The 14,547-nt window shown below is 69.7% G+C and carries 5 protein-coding genes; all 5 read right to left on the minus strand.

The window, feature by feature from the left end; translation table 11 throughout:
- Positions 1-14: 14 nt before the first annotated feature.
- From ACWDZ4_RS21435 to ACWDZ4_RS21455, 5 genes are read right to left on the minus strand one after another with little or no spacing between them, the layout of a single operon-like run.
- Positions 15-2,339, minus strand: a complete 2,325-nt coding sequence (locus tag ACWDZ4_RS21435; protein WP_451510001.1) for an enoyl-CoA hydratase/isomerase — start codon at positions 2,337-2,339, stop codon at positions 15-17.
- Positions 2,327-3,589 carry a hydroxymethylglutaryl-CoA synthase family protein gene (locus ACWDZ4_RS21440; RefSeq protein ID WP_451510002.1) on the minus strand — a complete coding sequence of 421 codons (1,263 nt, stop codon included), beginning with the start codon at positions 3,587-3,589 and terminating at the stop codon, positions 2,327-2,329. Before ACWDZ4_RS21440 ends, ACWDZ4_RS21435 begins: the two co-directional genes overlap by 13 nt.
- A 20-nt stretch (positions 3,590-3,609) precedes the next feature.
- A complete protein-coding gene (locus tag ACWDZ4_RS21445; RefSeq protein WP_451510003.1) occupies positions 3,610-4,923 on the minus strand; it encodes a beta-ketoacyl synthase N-terminal-like domain-containing protein in 1,314 nt (437 codons plus the stop codon).
- A 1-nt stretch (position 4,924) separates the two neighbouring features.
- Complete coding sequence (locus ACWDZ4_RS21450; RefSeq protein ID WP_451510004.1) at positions 4,925-5,179, minus strand: acyl carrier protein; 255 nt, start codon at positions 5,177-5,179, stop codon at positions 4,925-4,927.
- Positions 5,180-5,236: 57 nt separating this feature from the next.
- Entirely contained in the window at positions 5,237-14,536 is a 9,300-nt protein-coding gene (locus ACWDZ4_RS21455) for an amino acid adenylation domain-containing protein (RefSeq protein ID WP_451510005.1), read from the minus strand.
- Positions 14,537-14,547 lie beyond the last annotated feature (11 nt).

The following is a 14,547-nucleotide window of genomic DNA, read 5'->3' on the forward strand; positions in this document are numbered from 1 at the left end:
TTTCATGTGATCACTCAGCCGTTGTCGCGGGGGATTACTGGTTCGCCGTGGGGGGCGGGGGCGGCGTGTGTGCCGTGCGCGGCGTACTCGCCGAGACGCCGGCCGAGCAGTGCGGCGGTCTCCCGCAGCAGTCGCTCCGCGATGACGTCGGCTCTGCGGCTGCGCCAGGGTTCCAGGTCGGTGCCCTTCACCCAGCTGTTGAAGGCGCCCATCGCGGGGCCGCAGTGGATCTGGTAGTCGACCCGCTGGGTGGTGCTGCCGCTCATGGCCAGCCGGGTGGAGTGGACGAAGTACCAGCGGAAGATGAGCGCCATCCTCTGCTTGGGGTTGCGCTCGGCCTCCGCGAGCCGGTCCGGGAAGCGCCGGGCCAGATGGGCGCGGGTCTCCTCCCACACCTCGTCGACCGAACGCTTGAAGTACTTGTCCTCCAGCGTGGCCCGGGTCCGGGCGTCGAGCTCCTCGATCGCGTCGTGCCGCAGGTACAACTCGTACAGCTTCTGGGCACGGGCCGGGAAGAAGGTCCCCTTCCTCACCGCCTGCACCCTGGCACCGACCTCGAACATGTCGCCGGCGGGGGCGTAGTCCGTGTCGTGGGCGCCGAGGTCCTGGAGGATGTCCTTGACGGCGTCGCTGGTGCCGGCCTCCACCGTGCACTGGTTGATGGAGCCGGTCACGATGAACTCGGCGCCCAGGGTGAACGCCGCGAGCGCCGCCTCCGGGGAGCCGATGCCGCCCGCCGCCCCGACGCGGACCTCGGCCTCGTGGGGGTATGCCTCCTCGCGGCTCACCCGGTCGCGCAGGGCGCGCATCACGGGCATCAGCACATAGGCGTTGCCGCCGTCGGTGTGGCCTGCCGAGTCGGCCTCCACGCAGAGGTCCTGGGCGAGCGGGACGCGCGCGCCGAGCTCCGCCTGCTCGGGGGTGATCAGGCCGCGGTCGAGCAGTTGGCGGACCAGTTCCGCCGGTGCCGGGCGCAGGAACCGCTCCGCGACCTCGGTACGCGACACCTTCGCGACGATGTGGTGGTCCTGCCGTATCCCGCCGTCGCCGTCCGTGCCGAGTCCCGCCAGCCGGTAGCGCACGAGCGGGAGGGTCGGCCGGACGTAGGCCGACGCCTCGACGGAGCGGACCTCGTGGCGCAGGTAGAGCTCCACGGTACGCATTTCCAGCTCGGGCTCCTGCGGGTTGCTGAGCAGGTTCATGCCGTAGGCGCGGCCGGGGCGCAGGTCCCGTTTGATCCGTGTGATCGCCTCGTCGATGACGTCCGGGGCCAGTCCGCCGGTGCCGAAGAAGCCCAGCATTCCGGCGTTGCCGAGGGCGGTGACGAGTTCGACCGAGGCGATGCCCTTGTACATCGCGCCCGCGGCGTAGTTGTAGTCGATGCCGTGGGCCTCGCGGAATCGGGGGTTGCCGAGAGCCTGGGGCGGGACGGTGAACCGTTCGGTGGGGTGGTGGTGTGGTTCCACGGTGTCCTCGGTCGGTGGGGTCCGCGGGCCGGGCGGGGCGGGCGGGAGGGCCGCGGTGGTGTCCGAAGATGCGGCAGGCAGGCCGGCCGTGGCGGTGTCCTCCCAGGGGAAGACGCCACGCTCCGCGTAACGCCGGATCGCCCGCACGTTGTCGGGGTCCGCGAACACCTCGCGATTGGTGGCCAGTGCGACGCCCTTGGTGTGCTCGGGGATCGGGGACAGTTCCCGCAGGTACGCCTTGTAGCGCCCGACGCCCTTCTTGGAGAGGCGGCCCAGGCGTTGCAGATGGCGGCGCACCAGCGCGTGGCTGTCCGCGCCGAGGGCGTCGACCAGCCCCCATTCGTGTGCCTGCCGGGCGTCGATGGTCTGGGTCGTAGCGGCAAGGTAATGGGCGCGCTGGAAGCCGGTCCGGCGGATCAGGTACGGCAGGACGACCGCCGGTATCAGCCCGAACAGCAGCTCGGAGAGGCTGAACGACGCGCTTTCGTCGGCGATCACCACATCGCTCGCCGCCACCAGGCCGACTCCGCCCGCGTTCGCCCTGCCCCGGACGTGGGCGATGGTGAGGACGTCCCCGTACGCCATCCGCCGGAAGAGCTCGAACATGTGCTCGGGGTCGAACGCCGTGTCCTGGCCCTGGCGCGCCGCGTCGCTGATCGCGTGGAAGTCCGCACCGAAGCAGAACACCTCGGGCAGTCCTTCAAGGACGACGACGGTGACGGCCGGGGAGGCCGACGCCCTGGTGAAGACGTCGTTCAGTTCGTGCACGAGGTCGGCGTTGATGGCGTTGCCCGCCTCCGGCCGGTGGATGCGCGCGAACAGCACACCGCCCTCTTCGCGCAGCCGCAGGGTGGAGTACGTCAGTCGATCCATGCGTACTCCCGGTGGAACTCCTTGATCGCCTTCAGTACGAGGCGCGGGGCCGACCCCGTGCCGCGCCGGGTGCGGGGGACGTACTCCTGGTTCACGACGGTGTTGCGGGTGCCGACCCGGACGAACTCGCTCTCCCGCAGGAGCGCGTCGTACTCGTCGAGGGACAGCTGGTAGCGGCTGTCCAGGTGGTCCTCGATGCCCATGTCCCTCAGCCGCGCCGCGCCGTCGGGGGTCACGACGCCGCTGTAGAACTCGGAGCAGCAGCCGGATCCGTACGAGAACAGGCCGAGGCGCTGGGGTGTGTCGAAGCGGCCGTTGCAGACGGTGCCGGCCAGGGAGAGGAAGACGGTCGCGCCCATGATGTTCCCGACGCGCCGGCAGTAGGTCAGGCCGGGCATGACGCGCCGTTCGAAGTCCTCGGCGATCTCGGCGCCCCTGGCCTTGGCGACCTTGCGCATCATCGTGCGGTGGGCGCCCTTGACCATGCCTCCGAAGGGGGTGTGGAAGGCGAGGTACTGGAAGGAGTCGCGGTAGTCGGCGCCCTCCACCTTGCCCTCGTACGCCAGGTACGCCTTCTCGCAGCAGTCCAGGTACGACATCAGGGACAGGTCCACGTCGCCCGCCTCGCTGTCCGGCGCCGGGCGGCAGGTGTCCATGACCTCGTAGCCGTAGTAGCCACTGGCGCCGACGTCGAGCTGGAAGACGTGCGGGGTGTCGCTGACCAGCATGGCCACCGCGCCCGCGCCGCCGCTCGGCTCCGCGTAGGCCCAGTCCTGCGCTGCCGCGTCGTCGCCGTCCTCAAGGATGTAGCGCGAGATGTCCGTCGCGATCACCAGGGCCTTCGCGCCCGGCGAGGTGCCCGACAGGATGAAGTTGCAGGCCATCTGGAGCCCGGCCGTGCCGGCGTAGCATGCCTGCTTCAGCTCGAACATCCGGCAGTTGCGGCTCAGCCCGAGCTGGTCGTGCAGATAGGTGCTGGCCGACTTCGAGAAGTCGAAGCCGGACTCCGTGCAGGTGATCAGCAGCTCGATGCTGTCCTTCTCCGCCGCGCTCATCCGGTCGAGGATCGGCCTGGCCGCGTTGGCCCCGAAGGTCACCGGGTCCTCGAAGGGCAGCGCGACGGTCTTCTCCTTCATCAGCAGGTTGTTCAGTCTCGGGAGGTCGAGCTCCCGGTGTTTCGCCAGCTGCATGACGTCCAGCACGGCCGAGCCGCCGAACACGTTCATCGCTTCGATACCGACGCGGGACATGGCTTACGTCCATCTGCTCTCTATGAGTCGCATGTGCTCATGCACAGTGCGGTGTTGATGCCGCCGAAGCCCATGCTCAGGCTCAGGCAGTGGCGCACCTCGGTCTCGACGGCCTCGTCGCGCACCCAGCACAGGGACGCGTCGATCGGGTCGGTGAGATTGCGGGTCGGGTGCAGTCGTCCGTGCTTCATCTGGAGGAGCGCGGCGACCGCCTCGACGGCTCCGGCCGCCGTCAGGCCGTGACCGGTGATCGACTTCGTGGCGTTGATCGCGGCATGCGTGAGGCCGCAGGCCCGCAGCGCCGCCACCTCGGTCTCGTCTCCGACGTGGGAGGCGGTGCCGTGGGGGTTGACGTAGTCGATGGCGCCGGCGGTCAGCCCGGCCCGGTCGAGGGCCTGGCGGATCGCCCGGGTCTCGCCGTCCAGGGAGGGATTGGGATTGCGGTTGCCGTCCAGCTGCACCGACCAGCCGCTGAGCCGCGCGTAGGGGGTGTCCTCCTGACCCGGCCGGGCGCCCCGGCGCTCGATGACCAGCGCGCCGCACGCCTCGCCGAAGACGAAGCCGGCCCGCTGCCGGTCGAAGGGCCGGCAGGCGAGGCCGGGGGCGTGCGCGCTCTCCTCGGACGCCATGGCACCCATCGACTGGAGCCCCAGCAGCTCCCAGTACGACAGGTCCGCCAGCGCGCCCACGGCGATGCAGACGTCGACCCGGCCGGAGGCGACCGCCTCCGCCGCCTCGATGATCGCGAGCTGGCCGCTCGCCGAGGCGCCGCCCACGGTGTGGGCGAAGCCGCGAACGGAGAACGCGGTGGTGCACAGTCCGCACAGGTCGGTGTCCAGGAAGGACATGCCGTAGCTGGGCCGCAGGAAGCGCGGCTTGGCCCGGTGCCGGTCGTGCGCCAGGACCAGCTCCCGCTGCTGGAGGTTGCTGCCTCCGATGACGAGGCCGATCCGTTCGGGGTCGAACTCGTCCAGCCGGGCCTCGGTCCATGCCTCTTCGAGCGTGGCCAGGGCGACCTGTCCGGTGAGGGAGACGGTACGCAGGTCCCGCGCGGCCAGCCGGGTGGTGGGTTCCAGCCTCGGTATCTCGGCCCCCACGAACCGGGTGCCGAGCTGCCGGCCGGGGCGGTCCATGACCGCGAACCCGTGGTTCCCTGCGAACAGCCCCCGGGCGAAGGCGTCCTTGCCCTGGCCGATGGCGGTGGTGACGCCCAGCCCGGTGACCACGAGTTCGAGGCCGGCGGTACCGGTGTGGTCAGCGGTAACAGCGATGCCGGTGCTGTCTGCGCTGTCTGCGCTGTCTGCGGTGGCGGTGTTGCCGGCGGAGCCCCTCACGTCACCCGGCCCTGACCGCTGCTATTTCGCTCAGCCGCTCGGCGAGTTCGCCCAGATTCCGCGGGCCGTAGGTGTCGACCAACGGTATCTCCAGATCCATTTCCTCCAGCACGGTCATCACTATCTCCGCGCGGTCCATCGAGTTCGCGCCGAGATCCTCCAGGGAATCCGAATCCTGGAAGGTGTGGTCCGTGAGTTCGGGGAGGATCTCACGAATCGCCTCGGTGATCAGCGGAAAGATTTCTTCCTTGGTCATGTGCGCTCCATCATTCTGCGAAATACGGCAGACAGCGGTGGGTGGGGGGCGTGGGGCCTATCCGAGAGAGCCGTCCGCCGCCGCTTCACGCAGCTGCGAAATGCTCGCCCCGGGATTCGTCACGATCTTGAGCAGCAACCTCTCATAGGTGGCCGCCATTTCCTCAATCGTCTTCCTGGCGAACAGGTCGGTGCTGTACTCCAGGTATCCGTGCAGTCCCGCGGGCGTCTCCCGGACGACGAGGTTGAGGTCGAACTTCGCCACCCCGCTGTCGGTCCGCAGCGGCACGAACGCCAGGTGCCCGGCCTCCTCGTCCCGCGGTGCGGGTCCGGCCGCCGGCACCAGGTTGAACATGACCTGGAACAGCGGGGAGTGCGCGGGATCGGGCTTCGGTGCGAGCTCCCGGACCAGGTCGGCGAAGGGAACGTCCTTGTGCTCGTGGGCCGCGGCCGTGACCCGCTTGGCCTGTCCCAGCAGTTCGCCGAAGCCCTGGTCGGCGGTCACGTCGAGCCGCATCACCAGTACGTTGATGAAGTAGCCGACGAGCCGTTCCAGTTCCGGCAGGGGCCGGTTGGTGACCGGGGAACCGATCGCGAGTTCGCGGTCCGGTGTGTACGCGCCGAGCAGCGCCGCGTACGCCGACAGGAGCGTCATGTAGAGCGTGCCGCCCTGCTCCTGGCTGAAGCGGTGGAGCTGCCCGAGCACCTCCGAGGGGACCTTCAGCTCGACCGACGCCCCCTGGTACGACTTGACCGGGGGCCGCCGGTAGTCGGTGCGCAGCGACGCGCACGACGGCAGTGCGGCAAGCTGGGAGCGCCAGTACGCCTTCTGCCCCTCGCGGGCCGCCTCGTCCACGGCGCGGCGCTGCCAGTGGGCGAAGTCGGGGTACTGCACGGGCAGTTCCGGCAGGGACGGCTCCTCCCCCCGGCTCAGTGCCCGGTAGGCGGTGTTCAGTTCGGCCACGAAGATGCCGGTCGACCAGCCGTCGAAGATGCCCCACGGCCGGGTCACCACGGCGACGTGCTCGTACTCCGACAGGGTCAGGATGTGGACGCGCAGCATGTGCAGGTCGTCCGGGGCGAACGGCCGTACCCGCTCGGCCCGCAGCAGGTCGGCGACCGCGCCGTCACCGCCGACCTCCTCGAAGGCCACGGAGAAGCCGGACACGTCGTTCACGCGCTGGGTGAGGGAGTCACCGCACCGCACGTAGCTGGTGCGCAGGATCGCGTGGCGGGCGACGAGCGCCTCGAACGCGCCCGCGTAGGCCCGGCGGTCCAGCCTGCCGATGATCCGGTAGGCCATCTGTACGTTGTCGTACGCCGATCCCAGGTGCTCGCGCGGGTTGAGGAACCACAGTTCGCTCTGCTGGAACGCGAGCGGGACCGCCTCGGCTCCGTCGGTGACGGGCAGCAGCGGGACGCTCTGCGCCGGGGCGGCGCTCGGCGCGGCGTCCAGTGCCTCGGCCATCTCGCCGATGGTGGCGCCGGAGAGGATCGTCTGGAGCGGCAGCTCCTTGCCGGTCCCCTGCTTCACCCGGATGGTGAGACGGGTGGCGAGGAGCGAGTGACCGCCCAGGTCGAAGAAGCCGTCCTGGAGGCCGACCCGCTCCAGCCCGAGGACGTCCTGGACCAGCCGGCACAGGACGAGCTCGGTGGCGCTGCGCGGTGCGACGTACACCTCCTTGTGCACGTCGGCCTCGTCGGGCGTGGGGAGCGCCTGCTTGTCGACCTTGCCGTTGGGGGTCAGGGGCAGCTCTTCGAGTGCCACGAAGACGCTGGGCACCATGTACTCGGGCACCTTGCCGGACAGGTGCTCCTTGAGCGTCCTGGTCATCTCCTGGCCGGTGCGGGCGATCTGCGGGACGTTCGCCAGGTACGACCGGCGGTAGTCCTCACGGGCCCGCGCACGGGGCGGCTCCCCCTTGGCGAGGATCACGTCGAGGCCGTCCAGCCGGTCCTGGGACCAGGTCACCGCGACGTGGTGGCCGAGTTCCTCGGCGTACCGGAGTACGGCTTCGAGCTCCCGCACCTGCGCGGCGGCGTCGTCGGAGAGGCGTGAGGCGCCGGCGAGGGGCTCCACCTGCGTCCGGGCGGGCCAGCGGGTCAGGCCCTGGCTGACGCGGACGTCGTCGGCGACCTTCGGGTTGACCAGTCCGGTGACACCGAAGCGGCGGTGTCCGCCCTCCTCCAGGAGGGTGCGCAGCTCATCGGGGGTGGTGGCGGTCAGCCACGGCAGGTCCTCGGGCGGCGCGGCGGCGCCCTTGGTCAGGACGACGTCGTAGCGGTAACTGAGCATCTCGTTGCCGCCCAGTCCGCGCTTGACCGTGAGGTCGACGGAGCCGATCTGCGGGAAGCGGTCGGTGAGCCCGGCGAAGTAACTGGGGCTGACCAGCAGCTCGGTCTCCTGCTGGCGGCGGCGCTGTACCTGTCGGGCGAGCGCGCCGACGGAGGTGCGCACGGGCAGCCGGCTGCGTTCCACGGCACCGACGTGGGCGGAGAACAGATCGAGGTTCCTGACGTCCCCGATCATGATCCGGCCGCCGTCCGCGACGAGGGGGAGCAGGCGCTCGATCACCTCCTCCAGGTACAGCCGGTTCGGGAAGTACTGGACGACGGAGTTGACGACGACGGTGTCGAACTTCTCCGTCCCCGGAGGCACGGTCACGGACCGGGCGTCACCCTGGCCGAGGGTGATGTGGGACCAGCCGCGGCGGTCCGCCCCGCGACGGACCCCGGCCAGGGCCGAGGCGGAGATGTCGAACGCGTGCACCGCTTCGCAGGCTTCGGCGTAGCGGAAGAGGAGGAGCCCGGTTCCGCAGCCGACCTCCAGCAGGCGCCGGGGCCGGAACGCTTCGATCTGCCGGACCGTGCCGTCGATCCACTCCCCCATCTCGGCCTCGGGGACGGGCTCCCCGGTGTAGCTGCTGTTCCAGCCGATCAGGCTGGGTTCGTCGGTGGCCTCGTCCTCGGCCGGGCCGGAGTACTGGTCCTCGAAGAGCTCCTGCCACTGCTCGAGGCGTTCGGCGTTCTGGTCCCGGGCGGTGGCGTCGAGCCATTCCGCCGTGGGCCGTACGTACGCGACGAGCCTCTTGGTCTCGCCCGCGGCCTGGGTGGTGACGACGGTGCTCCGTACGGAGGGGTGGGACAGCAGTGCGTTCTCGATCTCGCCCAGCTCGACGCGGAAGCCCCGCACCTTCACCTGGTCGTCGGCACGGCCGATGAACTCCAGGGTGCCGTCGGGCAGCCATCGGGCCAGGTCGCCCGTGCGGTACAGCCGGGCGCCGGGCTCGTCGGCGAAGGGGTCGGCGACGAAACGGTCCCCGGTGAGCTCCGGGTTGTCGAGATAGCCGCGTGCCACGCCGGTGCCGCCCACGCACAGTTCCCCGACGACACCGCACGGCACCGGCCGCAGGCCCTCGTCGAGCACATACGCGGTGGACCGGGCGATGGGCCTGCCGATCGGGACGACGGCGTCCTCGGCGATGTCCCGGGGGATGACGTGGCAGGTGGAGGCGATGCTGTTCTCGGTGGGGCCGTAGGCGTTGACGACGGTCAGCCCGGGGTGCGCCCGGTGGAGCCGGCGTACGTCCTTCGCGGAGAACGCCTCGCCGCCCACGCCCAGATACTCCAGCGGCAGGCGCCGCTCCTGCGCGGCCTCCGCGAAGGCCGGGAGGAAGGCCGCCGACAGGGCCATCATGGTGACGCCCGAGCGCTCCACCCGGTCGAGCAGCCGGCCGACGTCCTTGGAGTCGCCGTCGTGCAGGACCAGTCGGCCGCCGGACAGCAGGGGGCCGAGGACCTCCTGCGAGCCGACGTCGAACGAGATCGACGAGTGGTGGAGCATGACGGTGGCGGAGGTGGTCGGAAAGTAGTCGGGGTTGCGCACCAGGCGGACGACGCCGCGCTGCTCCACGAGGACACCCTTGGGGACCCCGGTGGAACCCGAGGTGAAGATGACGTAGGCGAGGTGGTCGGGGGTGAGCCCCAGCTCCGCCCGGGTCAGGTCGCTCTCCGGCCGGCCGGCGAGCACCTGGGCGCGGTCCTCGGCGCGTTCTCCGGTGTCCAGGTGGACGACCTGGGGGCGGACGCCGTCCGCGGCGCCTTCGAGGAGTGAGTCCGGCTGGGTCGACTGGCTGAGGACGATGCCCACACCGGAGCCGGTGACCAGGGTGCGTATGCGCTCCTGGGGGTAGCCCGGGTCGATGGGGACGTAGGCCCCGCCCGCCTTGAGGATGCCGAGCAGCCCGATCACCATCTCCGGCGAGCGCTGTGCGCACAGGCCGACGAGGGTGTCCGGGCCCACGCCCTGTTCCCGCAGGTAGTGGGCGACGCGGTTGGCGCGGGCGTTGGTCTGCGCGTACGTCAGACGCTGGTCGCCGTACTCGACGGCGACGGCGTCCGGCCGCTCGCGCACCTGCTCCTCGAAGAGCTCGAACAGGCAGTGGTCGTCGGGGTAGGGCTTGGCGGTGTCGTTCCACTCGGTCAGCAGACGGTGGCGCTCCGCGGGCGGGACGACGTCGATGTCGAGCGCCCGGGTGCCGGCCCCGCCGTCGTCGGCCAGCGCGGCGACGATCCCGGACAGCGCGGCTTCCACGTATCCCAGTACCGCGTCCGGCGAGAGGGTGGCGTCGACCTGCGCGTTCAGGGAGAGTTCGGTCCCGGTGTCGTCGACCGAAACACCGACCGGGTAGTTGGTGCGGTCCAGGGATCCCAGCCAGCGGATGCCCAGGTCCTCCAGGGTGGCCGGGCCCTCGTCGCCCTGGCGGGGCTCGAAGTACCGGTAGTTGATCATCGAACTGAACAGGGTGGCGTCGCTGTCCAGACCGCTGGACCGCTGGGCCAGGGTGAGCGCGCTCTGCTCGTAGGAGATCAGTTCCTTCAGGGCGGCGTCGACGTCGGACACCAGCTCCTGGACGCTGCGGTCGCGCAGCCGTACCCGCAGGGGCAGGGTGTTGATGAAGTTGCCCAGCATCCGCTCGACGCCGGGGACGCCCTGAAGGCGTCCGGACAGGACAGTGCCGAACACCACGTCGTCGCGCCCGCTGGTGGCCGCGGTCACCAGGGCCCACGCGGCGTGGAAGAGGCCGGCGGGGCTGGTGCGCAGGCGTCGGGCCTGCTGGCGCAGGTCGCGTGTCAGTCCGGCCGGGAGCGAGCGGCGCAGATCGCGGACCCGGCTGCCGTCGCCGTGCACGTCCACCAGCTGGAACGGTGTGGTCGGCTCGGTGACGTCGCCCAGCTCCTGACGGAAGAAAGCCTCCGCGTCCTTGGAGGCCAGCTGGTGCAGGGTGTGGCCGACGAAGTCGCGGTAGGCCGGGGGCGGGGCCAGCCGCTCCGGACGGCCGGCCATGTGGACCGTCAGCTCGTCGAGGATGAGCCGCAGGGACGTCGCGTCCTCGATGAGGTGGTGCACGCTCAGCAGCAGGTAGTGCTGCGCGGAGTGCCGGTCGGCGGCGACCGCGAGCCGCAGCAGCGGCGCCCGGTCCAGGCTCATCGCGCCCGGCCGGGACAGCCAGGCGCGGGCCTGCCGCTCGGCGTCCTCGTCCGGGTCGAGGGTCAGCCGCTCGACCTCCAGGCGTACGTCGCGCAGCACGACCTGCACCGGTTCGAGCAGGCCCTCGGTGACCACGGCGGTGCGCATCACGTCGTGGCGGTCCATCAGCGCCTGGAGGGCGGCCACGAAGGAGTCGCACACCTGCTGGTCGGGGGCGACGAGCAGGATCGGGATGACGTACGGGTCGTTCGCGGGATCCATCAGGTGATGGAAGAGGATGCCCTCCTGCGACGGCACGAGCGGGTAGATGTCCTGCACGTTGGGCGCGCCGCCGGGCACCTTCTCCACGACGGAGTCGATCTCGGCCTGGCTGAGCCGGACCAGCGGCAGCATCTCCGGGGTGATCCGCGCGCAGTCGGGCGGGATCGGGTTGTCCGGGACCCGGTGGGCGGGGCCGCCGCCCGTCCCGCGGTCGATCTCGGCTGCCAGGTCGGCCAGCGTGGGGCTGTTGAAGACGCTGCGTACGGTGACGTCCAGCCCGTGTTCCTTGAGCCGGGCTATCAGGACGGTGATGAGCAGGGAGTGCCCGCCCAGCGCGAAGAAGTTGTCGTGGGCGCTGACGCGTCCCTCGTCGAAGCCCATCAGCTCGGCCCAGGCGGAGCTGAGGATCCGCTCGGTGGCGGTACTGGGCGGCGTGTAGTCGCGCTGGGCGTAGGCGTCGATCCCCGGAGCGGGCAGCGCCGTGCGGTCGAGCTTGCCGTTGGCGGTGAGCGGCAGTCGTTCCAGTGCCACGAAGGCACTGGGAACCATGTAGTCGGGCAGCGTCCGCCGCAGGTGGCGGGCGAGTTCGGCGCGGTGGTCGGGTGTTCCCGGCCCGTCAGCGGAAGGGTCGCCGCCGGAGGGGCCGTCGGAGGGGTCGTCGTCGGAGGCGCCGGTCAGGACGACGTAGGCCACCAGCTGCCTGTCGCCGGGCTGGTCCTCGCGGGCCAGCACAGCGCAGGAGCGTACGGCGGGGTGTTCGGCGAGTTTCGTCTCGATCTCCCCGAGCTCGATACGGAACCCACGGATCTTGACCTGATCGTCGTTACGGCCCAGATACTCCAGCGTGCCGTCCGCAGACCAACGCGCCAGATCACCCGTCCGGTACATCCGCGCACCCGCGACACCACAGAACGGATCATCCAGGAAACGCTCCGCACTCAACCCCGGACGATTCAGATAACCCCGCGCAACACCCGCACCACCCACATACAGCTCACCCACAGCACCGACCGGAGCCGGCCGGCCGAAACGATCCAGAACATACGTCCGCAGATCAGGAATACGCCGACCGATCGGACTCACCGACCGCTCCACATCCCCCTCACCCAACAACCGGTACGTCACATGCACCGTCGTCTCAGTGATCCCGTACATGTTCACCAACTCGGTACCACCATTGACCGCACGGCCCATCCACGGCCGCAACGACGCCACATCCAGCGCCTCACCACCGAACACCACCACACGCAACCGATGCGCCGCCGCCCCCTCACCCTGCGCCGCGATCAACTGCCGAAACGCACTCGGCGTCTGATTCAGCACCGTCACACCCGACGCACACAACAACGCATAGAACTCACCAGGACTACGCGTCACCGCCTGCGGAACCACCACCAGACGCCCCCCATGCAACAGAGCGCCCCACATCTCCCACACCGAAAAATCAAACGCAAACGAATGGAACAACGTCCACACATCCCGCTCACCGAAACGGAACCACTCATCCGTCGCAGTGAACAACCGCACCACATTCCGATGCTCAACCATCACCCCCTTCGGCACCCCCGTCGAACCCGACGTATAAATCACATACGCCAAAGACGACGACGACACACCCGGCACCACAACATCAGAAGAATCACACCCCGCCCACAGACCCGCATCCCCCCGCACATCCACCACCGGAACCGACAAAACCCCCAGCCCCACAGGCAAAGGACCATCCGTCAGCACCACACACGGCGCACTGTCCTCCAACTGATACCGCACCCGCTCCACCGGCGACGACGGATCCAACGGCACATACGCACCACCCGCCTTCAAAACCGCCAGAACACACACCACAACCCACTCACTACGCGGCAGACACAGAGCCACCAGAACATCCGGCCCCACACCCAACCCACGCAAATACCCCGCCAGACGATTCGCCCGCTCGTTCAACTCCCCATACGAAACAACCCGACCCTCACACTCCAACGCCACCGCACCGGGCGACCGCCCCACCACCTCCTCGAACCACTCATGAACACAACGCCCCACCCCACCAGAACCAGAAACCGCGCCAGAACCAGAACCAGAAACCGCGCCGGAAACAACACCCGGAACGGAATTCCACTCCACCAGGACCTGATGCCGCTCGGCCTCGTCGAGGGTGCTGATCCGGGAGATACGCTGCTGCGGTTCGGCCACGACGGCATGGAGCAGGGCGGTGTAGTGGCGTACGAAGCGCCGGACGGTCTCCCGGTCGAACAGGTCGGTGTTGTACTCGACGGCGCCGATCAGTCCGTCGGGCGCCTCGCGCAGGTCGAGCGTCACATCGAACTTGGTGATGTCGAAGTCGAACTCGATGAGGGAGACGTCGAGGTCGCCCAGGCGCACCTCGCTGTCGGCCTGTGCCTCCTGGAGGACGAACGCCACCTGGAAGACCGGTGAGTGGCTGAGGCTGCGCTCCACCCGGAGCGCGTCGACCACGGCCTCGAACGGCACGTCCTGGTGGCTGTACGCCTGCAGGGCCACGTCCTTCACCCGTCCGAGCAGCTGGGCGAAGGTCGGGTCGCCCGACAGGTCGGCGCGCATCACCAGGGTGTTGGCGAAGAAGCCGATCAGACCCTCGGACTCGATGCGGTTGCGGTTGGCGACGGGGGTGCCGATGGGGATGTCGGTCTGTTCGCCGTAGTGGTGGAGCAGCAGAGCGTAGACCGACAGCAGTGTCATGTAGAGCGTGACGCCGTGCTGTTCGCCGAGCGCCTTGAGCCGCGTCAGCAGCTCCTTCGGGAGCTGGAAGCGCTCGTGCGCGCCCCGGTACGTCTTGACGGCGGGACGTGACCGGTCCGTCGGCAGGGACAGCTGGGAGTCGATCCCGTCCAGCTGCTGCTTCCAGTACCCCACCTGGCGGGCCTGGACCTCGTCGACCAGCCACTGGCGCTGCCAGTGCGCGTAGTCCGCGTACTGGATCGGCAGGGGCGCGAGCGGCGACTCCGCCCCCGCGCAGAACGCCTCGTAGAGGGCGACCATCTCGCGGAAGAAGACACCGAGCGACCAGCCGTCGGACACGCTGTGGTGCATGGTCACGAGCAGGACGTGCTCCTGCTCGGACCGGCGCAGCAGGCGCACCCGGATGAGCGATTCGCGGGCGAGGTCGAACGGCTCCACGGCCTCGCGCTCACAGATCGACGGGAGCTCGGCGGGGTCGGCGAGTTCCTCCTGCGAGACGGTGAAGTCGCTGCCGTCACCGATGTGCTGGTAGGGCACTCCGTCCCGCTCCACGAAGCGGGTGCGCAGGACCTCGTGCCGCTGGACGATCGTCTCCAGGGCGCGCAGCAGCGCCGGGCGGTCGAGCGGCCCGCGCAGCCTCATGGCCATCGGGATGTTGTAGTACGCGCTGGTCCCGTCGAGCTTGGCGAGGAACCACAGCCGCTGCTGCGCGAAGGAGAGCCGGACCGGCCCGTCCCCGGTGCGGGGGTACGGACGGATGGCCGCCAGCGCGGAAAGGTCGACGCCCTGCTTCTTGAGCATCGCGATCAGGGCGCGCTGCTGCTTGGCGGGCAGGGACTTGATCTTCTTGATCAGTTCCAGCGGGTTGTCGTTGTTCGTCGTGCTCATGTTCGGCCCCG

This window comes from Streptomyces sp. NPDC003016 (assembly GCF_053591455.1).